Annotated in this window: 17 protein-coding genes; all 17 read right to left on the bottom strand. The window is 46.4% G+C overall.

The genetic code is table 11. The annotated features are described in order from the left end of the window. Positions 1–44 precede the first annotated feature (44 nt). The gene (gene trmD, locus ASL11_RS33020) at positions 45–797 is read right to left on the bottom strand and encodes a tRNA (guanosine(37)-N1)-methyltransferase TrmD (RefSeq protein ID WP_056624853.1); all 753 of its coding nucleotides are present in this window, start codon (positions 795–797) and stop codon (positions 45–47) included. After that, complete coding sequence (rimM, locus tag ASL11_RS33015; RefSeq protein ID WP_056625528.1) at positions 794–1,309, bottom strand: ribosome maturation factor RimM; 516 nt, start codon at positions 1,307–1,309, stop codon at positions 794–796. The genes trmD and rimM overlap by 4 nt, the downstream gene beginning before the upstream one ends. A gap of 82 nt (positions 1,310–1,391) precedes the next feature. After that, positions 1,392–1,622: a KH domain-containing protein gene (locus ASL11_RS33010; protein WP_028558246.1), complete on the bottom strand. Its 231-nt coding sequence runs from the start codon at positions 1,620–1,622 to the stop codon at positions 1,392–1,394. 26 nt (positions 1,623–1,648) lie between these two features. Continuing rightward, positions 1,649–1,921 carry a 30S ribosomal protein S16 gene (rpsP, locus tag ASL11_RS33005; protein ID WP_028558245.1) on the bottom strand — a complete coding sequence of 91 codons (273 nt, stop codon included), beginning with the start codon at positions 1,919–1,921 and terminating at the stop codon, positions 1,649–1,651. Between the two features lie 37 nt (positions 1,922–1,958). Next, complete coding sequence (ffh, locus tag ASL11_RS33000; protein ID WP_056624850.1) at positions 1,959–3,317, bottom strand: signal recognition particle protein; 1,359 nt, start codon at positions 3,315–3,317, stop codon at positions 1,959–1,961. Positions 3,318–3,347: 30 nt separating this feature from the next. Continuing rightward, positions 3,348–3,698 (bottom strand): putative DNA-binding protein, encoded by a 351-nt coding sequence (locus ASL11_RS32995; RefSeq protein WP_056624847.1) that lies wholly within the window; start codon positions 3,696–3,698, stop codon positions 3,348–3,350. 81 nt (positions 3,699–3,779) lie between these two features. After that, complete coding sequence (gene ftsY, locus ASL11_RS32990; RefSeq protein ID WP_056624845.1) at positions 3,780–4,769, bottom strand: signal recognition particle-docking protein FtsY; 990 nt, start codon at positions 4,767–4,769, stop codon at positions 3,780–3,782. 33 nt (positions 4,770–4,802) lie between these two features. Further along, on the bottom strand, positions 4,803–8,378 hold the full coding sequence (smc, locus tag ASL11_RS32985) for a chromosome segregation protein SMC (protein ID WP_056624843.1): 3,576 nt from the start codon (positions 8,376–8,378) through the stop codon (positions 4,803–4,805). Between the two features lie 94 nt (positions 8,379–8,472). Then, positions 8,473–9,174 carry a ribonuclease III gene (gene rnc / locus ASL11_RS32980; protein ID WP_056624838.1) on the bottom strand — a complete coding sequence of 234 codons (702 nt, stop codon included), beginning with the start codon at positions 9,172–9,174 and terminating at the stop codon, positions 8,473–8,475. Between the two features lie 60 nt (positions 9,175–9,234). Next, entirely contained in the window at positions 9,235–10,470 is a 1,236-nt protein-coding gene (gene fabF / locus ASL11_RS32975; protein WP_056624832.1) for a beta-ketoacyl-ACP synthase II, read from the bottom strand. A 91-nt stretch (positions 10,471–10,561) separates the two neighbouring features. Further along, positions 10,562–10,795 (bottom strand): acyl carrier protein, encoded by a 234-nt coding sequence (gene acpP, locus ASL11_RS32970; protein ID WP_028558238.1) that lies wholly within the window; start codon positions 10,793–10,795, stop codon positions 10,562–10,564. Between the two features lie 85 nt (positions 10,796–10,880). Further along, positions 10,881–11,621 (bottom strand): 3-oxoacyl-[acyl-carrier-protein] reductase, encoded by a 741-nt coding sequence (gene fabG / locus ASL11_RS32965; RefSeq protein ID WP_056625525.1) that lies wholly within the window; start codon positions 11,619–11,621, stop codon positions 10,881–10,883. Continuing rightward, positions 11,608–12,558, bottom strand: coding sequence for an ACP S-malonyltransferase (gene fabD / locus ASL11_RS32960; protein ID WP_056624829.1), 951 nt, complete (start codon positions 12,556–12,558; stop codon positions 11,608–11,610). Before fabD ends, fabG begins: the two co-directional genes overlap by 14 nt. Before the next feature lie 69 nt (positions 12,559–12,627). Beyond that, the gene (locus ASL11_RS32955) at positions 12,628–13,614 is read right to left on the bottom strand and encodes a beta-ketoacyl-ACP synthase III (protein ID WP_056624827.1); all 987 of its coding nucleotides are present in this window, start codon (positions 13,612–13,614) and stop codon (positions 12,628–12,630) included. Then, the gene (gene plsX / locus ASL11_RS32950; RefSeq protein WP_056624826.1) at positions 13,611–14,615 is read right to left on the bottom strand and encodes a phosphate acyltransferase PlsX; all 1,005 of its coding nucleotides are present in this window, start codon (positions 14,613–14,615) and stop codon (positions 13,611–13,613) included. The genes ASL11_RS32955 and plsX overlap by 4 nt, the downstream gene beginning before the upstream one ends. Next, a complete protein-coding gene (gene fapR, locus ASL11_RS32945; protein WP_164483581.1) occupies positions 14,599–15,213 on the bottom strand; it encodes a transcription factor FapR in 615 nt (204 codons plus the stop codon). Before fapR ends, plsX begins: the two co-directional genes overlap by 17 nt. Before the next feature lie 118 nt (positions 15,214–15,331). After that, positions 15,332–15,505: a 50S ribosomal protein L32 gene (rpmF, locus tag ASL11_RS32940; protein WP_056624823.1), complete on the bottom strand. Its 174-nt coding sequence runs from the start codon at positions 15,503–15,505 to the stop codon at positions 15,332–15,334. Between the last annotated feature and the right edge of the window lie 21 nt (positions 15,506–15,526).

The raw sequence follows: 15,526 nt of genomic DNA, 5'->3' as shown, positions 1-15,526 counted from the left end.
CACGATTAATTCAATAGAGAAGATTCCGAGGACTATATATTTTGTTATTGCTTTTGCTTCTTCCATTCCGCCACCCATAGTTTTTCCTCTTTGGTCAATACTCTGCCCTCAAGTAAATCAGGCCTGCGTTCTAAAGTCCGGATGAGTGACTCTTTGTTCCGCCATTTTTTCACATTGGCATGATGACCCGATAAAAGCATCTCAGGAACTTCCCAATCTCTGAACTTAGCGGGGCGAGTATAATGAGGATACTCCAGAAGTCCCGTTGAGAAAGAATCCGTCACTGCGGACATCTCATTGCCGAGAACCCCAGGTAGAAGTCTCACTACACTGTCTATAATGACCATAGCGGGTATTTCACCGCCGGTCAGTACATAATCACCAACAGACAGCTCGTCCGTCACCAGGTACTGCCTAATCCGTTCATCATACCCCTCATAGTGACCGCAAATAAACACAAGATGCTCTTCGCCAGCTAGCTCTTCCGCTTTCTTCTGAGTGAAGGTCTCCCCCTGTGGGCATAACAGGATGACCCGCGGCTTTATAGCTACTCCTTCAGCTGTTTGATGCGTTGGCAAATCCTCGACAGCACCAAAAATCGGTTCTGGCTTCAGCACCATGCCCCCACCACCGCCATAAGGGTAATCGTCAACTGTATTATGCTTGTTCGTGGAATAATCCCGAAAATTAACCGTGCTGAGCGAAACGATTCCTTTATCACGCGCTTTCCCTAAAATACTAGAAGAGAACACGCCTTCAAACATTTCTGGGAATAAGGTTAAGACATCAACTCTCATTCCAGCAACCCTTCCATCAGATGAATCCGGATTGTTTTGTTCGGAATATCAACCTTTAGAATGACATCATCTATAACGGGAAGTAACAGCTGCTTGCCTTTAGGTAAAGAAACAACCCAGACATCATTTGCACCTGGTGTTAGTATTTCAGAGATCAGTCCCAGCTCTTGCTCATCTTCTGTAACAACTTTGCAGCCGATGATTTCGTGATAATAATACTCTCCCTCTTCCAGCGGCTTTTGATCCTTAGCCTCAATCTTTAGCAGGGAGCCTTTAAATTTCTCAACATCATTAATATTCGAGAATTGACTGAACAAGACAATAAATACGTTTTTATGTAAGCGGGACGTTTTCACTGTCACCGGCGTTTGCTTATTTTGAGAGTCTACAATGATTAATGAATTTCCCACATCAAACCGTTCTGGAAAATCTGTTTCTGGCACGATTTTTAACTCCCCACGTATCCCGTGGCTATTTACGACTTTACCAACCGTCACTAATTTCTCCGTCATATGTGCTTGCCCAACCTCCACATTAAATTACCTTCTTTTCATATGCGAAAAAAGGCTAGGAATTGAATCCTAACCTCATTTCTTATGAAACGATTTCTACGGCTACCCGCTTCGTTTCTTTCACAGCTGCCGACGTGACAACTGTACGGAGCGATTTCGCAATCTTGCCTTGCTTGCCAATCACTTTACCGACATCGTCGGGATGAACAGAAAGCCTGTACTCGATCTTGTCCTCTTTCTCCACCACAGCGACACGTACCTCTTCCGGATGATCGACAAGAGCCTTAGCAATAACGGTGATAAGATCCTTCATGAACCCACCCTCCGAAAGATAACAGATTACTTCTGTAATTTCAGCTCGTGAAACTTAGTCATCAAACCTGCTTTTGAGAACAGGCTGCGAACTGTATCGGACGGTTGAGCGCCAGTTTGAAGCCATTTAAGCGCTTTTTCCTCATCAAGAACCACAGCTGCTGGTTCAGCAATTGGATTATAAGTACCGATTTCTTCGATAAAACGACCATCACGCGGGGAACGGGAATCCGAAACCACGACACGGTAGAAAGGAGCTTTATGAGCGCCTACACGTTTAAGACGAATACGTACTGCCATTGAAAAATCACCTCCTACTTAGAATAAACACCATTATTTAAAAGGGGAATTTGAATCCCTTGCCTAACTTCTTCATGCCTTTGGCACCTTTCGGTCCCATCATCCCCGAGAATTGCTTCATCATCTTACGCATATCATCGAACTGCTTGATGAAACGATTGACTTCCTGCACCGTATTCCCGCTCCCTGCTGCAATCCGCTTACGACGATTTGCATTCAGCAGCTCAGGCTTACGCTTCTCTTCGGTTGTCATCGACTTCACAATAGCTTCAACACGAGCCATTTGCTTCTCGTCAACCTTCATATCTTTCATGCCTTTAATCTTGTTCGCACCAGGCAGCATATCAAGAATTTGGTCAAGTGGCCCCATCTTCTTCACTTGCTCCATCTGCTCAATGAAGTCCTCGAAGGTAAATTCGGCGTTGCGCATTTTGCGCTCCATCTCTTTCGCCTTATCCATATCGATTCCAGCTTGCGCCTTCTCAATTAAGGAGAGCATATCGCCCATACCGAGAATTCTTGATGCCATACGGTCAGGATAAAATGGCTCTAATGCATCCATTTTCTCGCCGCTCGCGACGAACTTGATCGGACAACCAGTTACTGCCTTGACGGACAACGCAGCACCACCACGCGTATCTCCATCTAGTTTGGTTAACACAACACCGGATAATTCAAGCTGTTGATGGAAGCTTTCTGCAACATTGACCGCATCTTGTCCTGTCATCGCATCGACAACCAGCAAAATCTCATCTGGGCTCGTAGCTTCACGTACATTCTTAAGCTCGTCCATGAGGTTTTCATCAATGTGCAAGCGACCTGCTGTATCGATAATCACGTAGTCATTACCGTTATCCTTCGCGTGTTGAAGACCCGCTTTGGCAATCTCGACAGGGCTCACTTTATCACCTAGTGAGAAAACCGGAACCTTCAGTTGTTCACCCAGGACTTCCAACTGCTTAATCGCCGCGGGACGATAAATGTCACACGCAACAAGCAGCGGTCTGTGATTCTGTTTCATCAACATTTTAGCTAATTTACCTGAGGTCGTTGTTTTACCAGCCCCTTGCAAACCAGCCATCATAATAACCGTCGGTGGTCGATTCGAACGCGCTAGCTTACTTTGTGTACCACCCATAAGGGCTGTAAGCTCTTTGTTCACGATATCGATAACAACCATGCCTGGCGTAAAAGATTTCAGAACTTCTTGTCCGATCGCTTGCTCTTTCACCTTCGCGATAAAATCTTTCACAACTTTAAAGTTAACGTCCGCTTCAAGCAGTGCCAATCTTACCTCGCGAAGCGCTTCGCCTACATCTTCTTCCGTCAGCTTACCTTTGCTTCTCAGCTTGCCGAACACATTCTGCAATCGGTTTGCTAATCCTTCAAATGCCATGCGCTTCACCTCCTGCTTCTAACTAAGGTTTCAATCCATCCCTACTATTGTATCAAAAAGCTCTGTCACTTTCCTCTTTAGCTCCGGATCACAATCACTCAATCCAACATCTAAATCTTGACGCAGCTTCATGCGTTGTTCGTGCTTATGTAACAGCTTTAACTTACTCTCATATTCCTGCAGTGTCAATTCCGCACGTTTGATATGCTCATAGACCGCTTGGCGGCTGATCGTGAAGTTCTCAGCAATCTCCCCGAGGGAGTAATCATCATGGAAGTACAGTTCAAGAAATGTTCGCTGTTTATCGGTCAACAATGCTTCATAGAAATCAAACAGCAGGTTAATGCGATTCGTTTTCTCCAACATAGGATCGACGGTCATAATCTACCTCCGTAAAGGTTGCACACTTGACACCAGCACAACAGAACCTATCATACTGAATTCCAAGATGATTGTCAAGCATTATACCTTGTCAGTATTTCCACCTATCCATTTACCAAAAAGCGCATGCACAAACTGCTCGGAATCGAACGCTTGGAGGTCATCCATTTTCTCACCAAGCCCCACAAATTTAACCGGCAGCGAGAGTTCTTGACGTATCGCCACGACGATTCCCCCCTTCGCCGTTCCATCTAATTTGGACAAAACCAAGCCCGTCAGACCTGTTTTATCACCGAATAGCTTAGCTTGGCTAAGTGCATTTTGACCAGTCGTAGCATCCAGAACAAGAATAACTTCGTGGGGGGCATCCGGCACTTCACGTTGGATTACACGATAGATTTTGTTAAGCTCTTCCATCAAGTTCACTTTGTTTTGCAAACGGCCCGCTGTATCGCACAAAAGAATGTCTACACCACGTGTTTTGGCTGCTTGTACAGCATCATACATAACCGCGGCAGGATCTGCGCCAGATTGTTGCTTAATGACATCAACACCAACACGCTCTCCCCAAGTCTCAAGCTGCTCAATGGCGCCTGCACGGAATGTATCACCAGCGGCCATCAGAACTTTCTTCCCTTGAGATTTGAACATGTGAGCCATTTTGCCAATCGTCGTCGTCTTACCTACACCATTAACGCCAACGAACAGGATTACTGTTAAGCCATTGGGATTAATATTCAGCCCAGCATCCGCATCCCCTTTTAGCAACTCAATCAGTTTTTCCGAAAGGATCGGTTGAAGTTCCGCTGGATCTTCAATTTTACGTTTTTTAACTTCAGCACGAAGCTCATCAATCAACTTCAGAACCGTATTCACGCCAACATCCGCGCCAATTAGAATTTCTTCCAGTTCTTCATAGAAATCTTCATCAATCTTCTTACGTCGGCTAAATAGATCATCGACACGGTTCACGAACGCATCACGCGTTTTCGTTAAACCTTCCTTAAATTTATTGGTTACCGCCTCAGCCTTACCCGAAATACTTTCCTTCAATCGTTTAAAAAAACTCATAGTTCCTCCTAAATATATCCCCTATTTCTATTCTTATGACGCCGTCATCGTAGCTTCCTCGTCTTCTAGTCGAACCGATACAAGCTTAGAGACGCCGCCTTCTTGCATGGTGACGCCATATAACACATCTGCTTCTTCCATCGTTCCTTTACGGTGTGTAACAACGATAAATTGCGTCATTTCCGAAAACTCTCGTAAATACTCGGCAAAACGAGATACGTTCGCCTCGTCTAACGCGGCTTCTACCTCATCCAGTACGCAGAATGGCACTGGTTTTACACGAATAATGGAGAACAAGAGCGCAATAGCAGTCAATGCACGCTCGCCACCGGATAGCAATTGTAGGTTTTGCAGCTTTTTGCCTGGCGGCTGAGCCACAATCTCAATGCCCGTGTCAAGCATGTTCTCAGGCTCCGACAGAATCAAATCTGCGCGACCACCGCCGAATAGCTTCGCAAATACGACTCCAAAATGGGAACGAATCGCATCGAATGTCGTTTTAAAGCGTTTAGACATCTCTAGATCCATTTCACGAATGACTTGGTACAAGGTTGTTTTGGCTTCGATCAAATCATCCTTCTGCGAACTCAAGAACTCGAAGCGTTCAGATACACGCGCGTATTCTTCAATCGCACCGAGGTTCACATCGCCTAGTGACGCTATTTCTCGTTTCAACTCGCGCACTTTACTCTGTGTACCCTGAATATCCTCAGGTACGGGGTAACGCATTTTCGCCAGCTCGTAGCTAAGTTCGTATTCTTCAGCAAGCTTTTTGAGCAAGTTCTCAAGCTCCACATCAAGACGCGTTACGCGAACTTCGGTTTGATGGAGATTTTCTTCCACTTGCTTCAACTGGACACGCTGTGTACGCGTCTCATTTTCCCCATGCTCAAGCTTCTGTAACCAGTCCATACGCTCTGCACGCTTGAACTCGATACTTTCAGAACATTGCTGCTTCTTAAGCTTCAAATCATTTAAGAGCTCAATTTGTAGAACGGTTTCTTGTTCAAGTGTTGCCATATCGCTTTCTAACTGAGTTAATAGACCGCGATTGACTTCAATCTCACGTTCCACATCACTTAGATCCTGTTGCAAGCGCCTTTGTTGATCTTGAAGGGATTGCTTCTCTTGTGAAGTTGATGCCACTTTCACTTTCAAATCCGTCAATTGGCTTTGCAGCTCTTCTTTTTCTGATTCACTTGCTTTACGTGAGCTCTCGGCATCACGAATCGCTTGCCCCAGAGAAGCTTCCTCTTCTTGAAGCTGTGCGAGGGTCGCTTCGCTTTCGACTTTTTTACGGCCGAAATCAGTTCGTTCACCCATTAGCGCGTTTCTGTCTTGGCTATCCAGCGTCAGCTGCTCTTCAACTGTGCGGCTTTCAGATTCCAACGGATTCAATTCCGCTCGAATTTGCTGCTCCGTTATGCGCTGCTGTTCACCCAATTGTCGAAGCTGTTCGACCTTCAGCATTTCATCGGTAATTTCTCGCTTCAATGAGCTGGATTGACTTCGAAGACCACTAAGCTGCCCCTCCGATGTTGCGATCTCAGCATCCAGTTCTTCGATTTGACGTTGGCGCCCCAACAAATTCGTCGATTTCTTTTGCAAGCTTCCGCCTGTCATGGAACCACCTGGATTAACAACATCTCCTTCGAGCGTCACGACACGGTAGCGATATTGCGCTTTGGCAGCGATATGGTTGGCATCTTCTAGACTCTCAGCTACAACGACATTCCCTAATAAACTCGAGAATATATTCGTATACGTCGTATCGAAAGAAACGAGGTCAACCGCAATCCCGACAAAACCCTTCGACGCTTTCAACGTCTGACTCTCATGATCAGATATCGAGCGTCCACGAATGACATTCATCGGCAAGAAAGTAGCTCGTCCCATTTGACGACGCTTCAAGAAGGCAATTGCCTCACGACCATCTGCTTCTGTCTCTACGATAATATTTTGCAGCGCACCACCTAGTGCTGTTTCAATGGCAACTTCCACATTAGCAGGCACTTTGACAAGTTCAGCCACAGCACCTCGAATACCGCGCAAATCTTTGCGTGTTTTCGCTTTAAGTACTTCCTTAACACCTTGTTGGAAGCCATCATAATCATTGGCCATTTCTTTCATGGTGTCGCGGCGGGAAATTAACGCATCGAGCTTTTGCTCCCATTTCCGCACCATCGTCTGCGCTTCATCCAGCAACCCTTGCTTACTCTTTAACGCTTGGGTAAATTGGACGTAGTCCTGCCTTGCTTTCTCAATGTCCCCTACTGTTTCTTGTAGTTTAGCTGAAAGCTCCTGCTTGCGTCGCGTTATACTCTCACGCTGATCCGCCCACTTCTGACGTTCCTCATCAAGTCTGTCCAATCGGCGCCCAATGCTTTCAATTTGCTGCTCGGCATAGCGAATTTCATTGCGAGACTGTGCCATACGATTGAGCGTTTCTAACAATTCACCCTTCAACTGATCTTCAGGTGATGAACTGATGCCTCCGCTTACCCCTTGTAAGCGCTGTTCCTCAGCCGTCAGTTTGGCTTGGAATTCAAACAACTGCGCACCGATATGGATGATTTTATCACGCTGCTCGCTCAAATCTGCTTCTTTATCTAATTTGCGTTGCTCTTGCATCGCGATTGTCGTGCTTAGTTGCTGATGATTCGTCACATAGTTCTTCTTCCGTTCTTTGAGAACCTCACCGTGACCCTCACACTTCTCGAATTCTTCACTCAATCCTAACAGACTTTCTTGCAGCGTTTCTAATTCCTCTTCCAATCTACGCGTTTCCCAACGATGTTTTTCCAAATGCGCATCATGTTGGTTTACAATAGTAGACAGCTCTGTTTGCTCTTTCGTTAACTTCTCCAGCAGCTGCGTAGCATCATTCCAAGCTACATAGATCTGATCGATCTGATGGACATACATCGAGATCTCACTGCTCTTGAGCGTTTCCTTCAATTCTTTAAAACGAATCGCTTTCTCAGCCTGATCACGAAGTGGCTCAACTTGATCCTCGAGCTCGGAAACTAAATCGTGAATCCGCAGCAAATTCTGCTCGGTATCGTTTAATTTCTTCTCCGCTTCGCGCTTACGTGATTTATATTTAACAATCCCCGAAGCTTCTTCAAAGATGCCTCGACGATCTTCGGATTTCGTACTCAAAATTTCTTCAATTCGCCCTTGTCCAATAATGGAATACGCTTCTTTCCCGATACCAGTGTCCATGAACAACTCCGTGATATCCTTCAAGCGACAAGGTTGTTTATTGATCAAATATTCACTATCGCCATTGCGATGTACCCTACGCGTCACCGTCACTTCGTTAAAGTCCAGCGGAAGCGATTGCGAAGAATTATCCAGTGTGAGCGAGACTTCCCCATAATTCACTGCACGACGTGCATCACTGCCAGCGAAAATGACATCTTCCATTTTACCGCCACGCAAAGATTTCGCGCTCTGTTCCCCTAAAACCCAACGGATCCCGTCCGAGATATTACTCTTCCCACTCCCGTTAGGACCTACAACCGCGGTTATGCCTCGTACAAATTCGAGTTCCGTCCGATCCGCGAATGATTTAAATCCGGATAATTCGATCCGTTTCAAAAACATGGTCTCACCTCAAAAAGTATTGTAACATATCGCCTATCAAAATAAGAGAAAAAAACAAAAAAGGCAGCAGCTGCCGCCTCTTCTGGATATTCCACTATCGTAGTACGGTTACGTTTAATTTGGACAGTGCACCAGCAGCAGCCTGCTGTTCCGCCTCTTTCTTAGAACGACCTGCACCGGTTCCCAGAAGCTCGCCATCCATGTGCACTTCTGCAACGAACTCTCGCTCATGTGCAGGCCCACGTTCATTCACAATCCGGTATTCCAAGGAACCCATATTATGATGTTGGGTATGCTCTTGCAATTGCGTCTTATAGTCAATCACAAGCAGTTTGCCCTCACTTGAGATTTTGGCGAAAACATGCTTCTGTAGAAACACCTTAACCGTATCCAATCCTTGGTCTAGATATAAAGCGCCAACAAAGGATTCAAACACATCAGCCAACAAGGCTGGCCGAGAGCGTCCTCCCGTCAACTCTTCCCCTTTGCCTAGTAAGACAAAAGATCCAAAATCCAAATCTTCGGCAAATGTCACGAGCGATGGCTCGCAGACTATGGATGCCCTCAGCTTCGTTAATTCACCTTCTGAACGCCCAGGATAAGATTCATATAAAAATTCCGAAACTGTTAATTCTAGTACGGCATCTCCAAGAAACTCAAGCCGTTCGTTATCTTTATGTCCAGCAATCCGGTGCTCATTCACATAGGAAGAGTGTGTGAAAGCTTGCTTCAACAGCTCCATTTTGCGAAAAGAAACACCTAACTGCTTCTGTAAATCTTTAATTTCACGGTTCACGTCGTACTTCACCACCCGGAGAGAATGATATTCCGTTATCTTTCGTCGCAGGCATGGTAATTATGCTTGAAATTTTTTCATGATGATCGTTGCATTATGACCACCGAAACCAAAGGAGTTCGACATCGCAATAGCTACGTCCGCTTCACGCGCTTTATTAGGCACATAATCCAGATCACATTCTGGATCTTGGTTGTCTAAGTTGATTGTTGGAGCAATAAGGCTATTCGCAATTGTTAATCCACAAATAACAGCTTCCACACCACCAGCAGCGCCAAGTAAATGACCTGTCATGGACTTCGTCGAGCTAACTGCAACCTTGTAGGCATGCTCGCCTAGTGCTTTCTTGATGGCAATCGTCTCTGACTTATCTCCTACAGGTGTTGATGTTCCGTGTGCGTTGATGTAAGAAATCGCATCAGGTGTAATCCCTGCGTCCTTAATTGCTTTCACCATACAACGTGCAGCGCCATCTGGATCTGGATCTGTCATATGATAAGCGTCGCCGCTCATGCCGTAGCCGATAACTTCTGCATAGATGCGTGCGCCACGCTTCTGAGCATGCTCGAGTGACTCCAGAATGAGTACACCAGCGCCTTCACCCATAACAAAGCCATCGCGACCTGTATCAAAAGGACGACTTGCCAAATGCGGCTCTTCATTGCGCGTTGACATTGCACGCAGTGCGCAGAAACCTGCTACACCAATCGGCGTAATCGTCGCTTCAGCACCACCACAAATCATCACGTCTGCATCGCCACGTTGTATCATTTTGAAAGAGTCACCAATGGAGTGCGTGCCGGTTGCACAAGCCGTTACAGCTGTGGAGTTCGGCCCTTTCGCACCCGTGACCATCGATACATGACCAGATGCCATGTTCGCAATCATCATCGGGATAAAGAAAGGAGAAACACGTTTAGGACCCTTTTCTAACAAAATCCGATGCTGCTCTTCCCATGTATTCAAACCGCCAATGCCTGATCCTACTGAAACACCTACGCGCTCCGGATCCGTATCTTCCTTCACATTCAAATTCGCATCCTTGAGTGCATTTAAAGCACCTGCAACTGCGAATTGAACGAAACGGTCCATCCGGCGAGATTCCTTGCGATCCACATAGTTCTCAATATTGAAATCTTTGATCTCAGCGGCTATCTGTGTTGGGTATTCGCTTACATCAAAATTTTCAATCAAACCTACTCCAGATTTACCTGATGAGAGGTTTCCCCAGAAAGTTTCTAGATCTTGACCAAGGGCAGTAACTACGCCCATACCTGTAATTACAACTCTGTTCATTTGTACCACCTTCTATGTAGTCATTCATATTTTTTATTAGTGAGAATGGAGAGAAGTCCCGTCTTTATTAGAAACGGGACTCTGTAGACTATTACGTATGAGATTTTATGTAATTCGTAACTTCTCCTACTGTCGTAATCTTCTCAGCATCTTCATCTGAAATTTCTAAATCGAACTCATCTTCTAATTCCATTACTAATTCAACTACATCGAGAGAATCAGCACCTAGGTCTTCTTTGAAAGATGCTTCGAGGGTGACTTCAGCTTCATCAACCCCTAGACGATCGACTACAATTCGTTTAACACGATCCAATACGTCGGACATCCGGTTCACCTCCTCATTTGGTATTATACGAGAATCTTTGACAGATTGCCAGTAGACAATTTTGAGATTCTCATTTTACAGAAACTTACATGTACATTCCGCCATCTACATGGAGCGTTTGCCCTGTCATGTAAGAGGCATCGTCAGAAGCTAAGAAGCGAACTACCTTCGCAATTTCCTCAGGTTGGCCTAGGCGTTCCAGCGGAATTTGCTTCAGCATGTGTTCACGCATCTCAGCAGACAATTTGTCTGTCATATCGGTTTCAATAAAGCCTGGCGCAACGGCGTTCACGGTAATGCCACGCGAGGATAGCTCTCTCGCTGTAGCTTTCGTGAGTCCGATTACACCTGCTTTTGCTGCTACATAGTTGGCTTGACCGGGGTTACCGAGCACACCAACTACAGAAGATATATTGATAATTCGACCGAAACGCTGCTTCATCATCGGACGTGTAACAGCTTTGACACAGTTGAACACGCCTTTGAGATTAGTAGCGATCACTTGATCGAATTCTTCTTCTTTCATTCGCATGATTAAATTGTCTCTTGTTATACCCGCATTATTCACGAGAATATCAATCTTACCAAAAACTTCTAACGTTTGCTTCACAAGATCGTCAGATTCTTGATAGCTGCTCACGTCTGCGCGCAATTTAATTGCTTTGCGACCCATCGCTTCAATCGCAGCTACAACCTCACCAGCAGCGGCTTCACTACCTGCGTAGTTGACCACAACATCAGCCCCATGCTCGGCCAAATGCAAAGCAATTGCCCGCCCAATGCCACGTGAAGCTCCTGTGACTAGCGCCACTTTACCCGTTAACATGATTGAGCACCTCCTGCTTGTACTTGTCCAGCGCTTCCAGGCTGCCGATTGACACGGTTTTCACCGTTTTGTCGACTTTCTTGATTAAGCCGGCAAGCACCGTTCCCGAGCCTAACTCGATGAACGTATCTACACCTTGGCTGATCAAGTACGTGATCGTGTCTTCCCAAAGTACAGGGGAATACACCTGCTCCACCAGCAAGCCGCGAATATCGCTCGGCTGGGTCACAGGACGAGCCGTTACGTTGGCCACAACGGGCACCGCTGCATCCTTCATCTCGATGGACGCGAGCACCTCTGCGAGGCGCTCCGAGGCTGGCTTCATGAGGGACGAGTGAAACGGCCCGCTCACTTCAAGCGGGATGGCACGCTTCGCGCCAGCTTCCTTGCAGCGCTCAACAACCGCTGCAACGCCTTCCTTACTGCCCGAGACGACAATCTGTCCCGGGCAGTTCACATTGGCGAGCTCCACGACGGAGCCGCCGTTTGTGATTGCCGTGCAAAGCTCCGTTAGCGCTCCGCGCTCGGCTCCCAGCACGGCTGCCATGGCACCCAGGCCGCCAGGGACGGCCTGCTCCATGAACTCGCCGCGGGCACGCACCGTGCGGACCGCGTCTTCGAACGCGAGCACGCCGGCTGCGACGAGCCCGCTGTACTCACCCAGACTATGTCCTGCGACATAGTCGGGGGTGATGCCAGCAGCCTTGAACGCCTCCAGACAAGCGATGCTTGTCGTGAGCAGCGCGGGCTGCGTGTGGTACGTGATCTTCAGCTGGTCCTCTGGACCTTGGAAGATCAGATCAGACAAAGAAAAACCTAGCGCTTCATTCGCGCGGTCGAAATAGTCCTTGGCTGCTGGCAACGCGCCATATAGGTCAGCTCCCATACCAACGGATTGTGAGCCTTGGCCCGGAAATACAAATGCTATTTTACCCATACGAGAAAAGGATCCCCTTCCACGATATATTCAGTCATTTTTTCACATTAAAATAAGTCATCTAGCTACTTACCATACTAAAGCTGTCGCACCCCAAGTAAGTCCGCCGCCAAATCCAACTAAGATAAGTCGATCACCTTCGTTTAATCTACCTTGTTCGGAAGCTTCTGCCAATGCAACTGGAATGGAAGCAGCTGACATATTACCGTACTTGTCCAAGTTAATCATACATTTGTCTTCGGACAATTCCAAGCGATTCAGTGAGGATTGAATAATTCTCATATTGGCTTGGTGAGGTACAAGCAGATCAATATCGGTTTTCTCCCAGCCCGCTTTGCGAAGAGCTTCATCCGCAGCATTCCCCATAATGCGAACAGCAAACTTGAATACCTCAGCGCCTGCCATGTAGATGTAATGCAAACGTTGGTCAAGAGAGTTCTGTGAAGCCGGATTCCGGGAACCGCCGCCCTCAATTTTCAGAAGAGGACCTCCGGTACCGTCAGCGCCTAATTCGAAGGATTTGAAGCCTCTTTCTTCCGGCACTTCGCCAATTACAACTGCCCCCGCTCCATCTCCAAATAAAATGCAGGTATTGCGGTCCGTGTAATCGGTAATTTTGGACAAACAATCTGCGCCAATGACAAGCGCGTATTTATATGTACCTGTCGCGATGAAATTAGTGGCATTCGCTAGTCCATAGACGAAACCTGAACAAGCTGCGGATAAGTCAAACGCCGCTGCTTTCTTCGCTCCCAGTTTCTCTTGAAGAATACATGCTGTTGATGGGAATGACATATCCGGTGTAATCGTTGCTACAATGATCAAATCCAGTTGATCTGCTGTAATCCCTGCATTCGACAGCGCTACTTTGGAAGCTTCAAAGCAGAGATCAGACGTAGCTTGTCCTTCTGCAGCGATTCTTCTTTCACGGATGCCTGTTCGGGACACGATCCACTCATCATTCGTTTCCACCATGGTCTCTAGTTCTTGATTTGTTAAAATACGTTCTGGTACATATTTACCCGTTCCGAGTACCCCAACTGGTATTAAGTTCATGTTGTTATATCTCGCTTCCCGCGGCTAATTTCGGCAGATATGGTGCCAACCAAATCATTTTGTAATGCGATTCTTGCTTGACGTACAGCATTCTTAATGGCATTTGCATCGGATGAACCATGACTTTTGAGGACTAGTCCATCAATACCTAGAAAAGGTGCAGCTCCATGTTCATTATAATCCAACTTCTTACGGAATTGCGTCAACCCAGGCTTCAACACGGCTGCTGCAAGCTTGGTGAAGATGGATTTCGTAAATTCCTGCTTTAAAGCTGAGAAAATGGTGGACGCAGCGCCCTCCAATGTTTTCAGCATAATATTTCCAGCAAATCCATCGCAAACAATGACGTCACATTGCGCGCGCAGTACCTGCGAAGACTCGACATTACCTACAAAATAAATCGGAGCTTGTTCCAATAAAGGATATGCTGCTTTGGTTAATTCATTCCCTTTGGTCGATTCCGTCCCTACATTCAACAATCCTACGCGTGGTTTGTCAACACCATGTACTTTGGAACGATAAATGCTGCCCATAATCGCATATTGGATTAATTGTTCTGGGGTTGCATCCATATTCGCTCCTAAATCCAAGGCAAGCACGCCATGACCGTCCATCGTCGGGATCATTGGTGCTAATGCTGGTCGTTCAATACCAGGAATTCTTCCTACAACAAGCAATCCAGTTGTCATTAATGCCCCAGTATTGCCTGCAGAAATCATAGCTTCTGCTTCTTTCTCTCGAACTAGTCTTCCTGCCACAACCATGGAAGCGTCTTTCTTCCGACGAACCGCTTTAACCGGCTCATCTTCGGCTTCAATAACTTCTTCCGCGTGACGAATCGTTAGGTTATCCGGCCTCTCTGTGAGGTGAGCTTCTATCGCTGCGCTGTTACCGACTAGAATGATATGTACGTCCTTCCACTCTTTCGCCGCTGCGAGAGCACCCTCAACTACGATCTTAGGCGCATGATCTCCGCCCATTGCATCAATCGCGATCCGCATGGAGCTTGTCCTCCCTATCTAGATGTTGCTCTTTCTTCGAATGAAAGATGACAAAGTTGCCTCGAAACACCGTTTCTTCGCCCACATAAGTGAACACCTCCACACGTGCTTTCCCTTTGGAAACAGATCGCACATAGGCTTTGGCGACACACTTCTCTCCCAGCTTTACTGACCGAACAAATCGAATATCAGCCGAAGCTGTTAATGCGATCGGATCGTCGATGACAGCAACAGCCAATGAGTTGGCTTGTGAGAAAATGTGATGTCCTCTGGCAATTTTGGTTCTGGAAAAAATATGGTCTTCTTTAATTTCAAAAATCGAAATACCGCTCTGATCCAACTGTAAGTCAATGACTTCTCCAATAACTTCATCAATTGGAAGTGAACGTACAGGATCATACGTCTTGACTGCCATATGTTTCATACGTTCCCGTAATTCAGGAATACCGAGCTCTAATCGATCCAAGCGGACAGTTTGGATACTAACCCCAAACGTTCGCATCAATTCCTCATCCGTCATAAATGGGTTCGCTTCAATGGCCTGCAACAGTTGCTGCTGCCTTTGTCGTTTAGGAAGGCGTTCGATGGTAAGCACCACCTTATCTCGTGAGATCTCATCTTATTACCAGATACTAAACTGTAGTATATTAAATTTACAACCAAAAAGAAAGCAAAAAAAATAGCACCTCACCTAGGATGAAGTACTATGTCCAATCTTATGCTTTTACGATCTCTCTGCTTTTGTACGTTCCGCAAGACTTACACACGTGGTGTGCTAGCTTCAGTTCTGCACATTGTTCACATTTCACCATGCCTGGAACTTCCAATTTAAAGTGAGTACGGCGCTTGTCGCGACGAGTTTTGGACGTTCTTCTTTGAGGTACTGCCATCTTCAAAACACCTCCTTCTAC

Source organism: Paenibacillus sp. Soil750 (genome assembly GCF_001428045.1).
Taxonomy (GTDB): Bacteria; Bacillota; Bacilli; order Paenibacillales; family NBRC-103111; genus Paenibacillus_E; species Paenibacillus_E allorhizoplanae.
Note: the sequence above shows the minus strand (reverse complement) of the source record. Positions and strands in the feature narration are given on the sequence as shown.

Coding starts and splice junctions, on each gene's coding strand:
- trmD (WP_056624853.1), bottom strand. CDS start 797: ATGAGAGTTGATGTCTTAACCTTATTCCCAGAAATGTTTGAAGGCGTG.
- rimM (WP_056625528.1), bottom strand. CDS start 1,309: ATGACGGAGAAATTAGTGACGGTTGGTAAAGTCGTAAATAGCCACGGG.
- ASL11_RS33010 (WP_028558246.1), bottom strand. CDS start 1,622: ATGAAGGATCTTATCACCGTTATTGCTAAGGCTCTTGTCGATCATCCG.
- rpsP (WP_028558245.1), bottom strand. CDS start 1,921: ATGGCAGTACGTATTCGTCTTAAACGTGTAGGCGCTCATAAAGCTCCT.
- ffh (WP_056624850.1), bottom strand. CDS start 3,317: ATGGCATTTGAAGGATTAGCAAACCGATTGCAGAATGTGTTCGGCAAG.
- ASL11_RS32995 (WP_056624847.1), bottom strand. CDS start 3,698: ATGACCGTCGATCCTATGTTGGAGAAAACGAATCGCATTAACCTGCTG.
- ftsY (WP_056624845.1), bottom strand. CDS start 4,769: ATGAGTTTTTTTAAACGATTGAAGGAAAGTATTTCGGGTAAGGCTGAG.
- smc (WP_056624843.1), bottom strand. CDS start 8,378: ATGTTTTTGAAACGGATCGAATTATCCGGATTTAAATCATTCGCGGAT.
- fabF (WP_056624832.1), bottom strand. CDS start 10,470: ATGAACAGAGTTGTAATTACAGGTATGGGCGTAGTTACTGCCCTTGGT.
- acpP (WP_028558238.1), bottom strand. CDS start 10,795: ATGTCCGACGTATTGGATCGTGTTAAACGAATTGTAGTCGATCGTCTA.
- fabG (WP_056625525.1), bottom strand. CDS start 11,621: ATGTTAACGGGTAAAGTGGCGCTAGTCACAGGAGCTTCACGTGGCATT.
- fabD (WP_056624829.1), bottom strand. CDS start 12,558: ATGGGTAAAATAGCATTTGTATTTCCGGGCCAAGGCTCACAATCCGTT.
- ASL11_RS32955 (WP_056624827.1), bottom strand. CDS start 13,614: ATGAACTTAATACCAGTTGGGGTACTCGGAACGGGTAAATATGTACCA.
- plsX (WP_056624826.1), bottom strand. CDS start 14,615: ATGCGGATCGCGATTGATGCAATGGGCGGAGATCATGCGCCTAAGATC.
- rpmF (WP_056624823.1), bottom strand. CDS start 15,505: ATGGCAGTACCTCAAAGAAGAACGTCCAAAACTCGTCGCGACAAGCGC.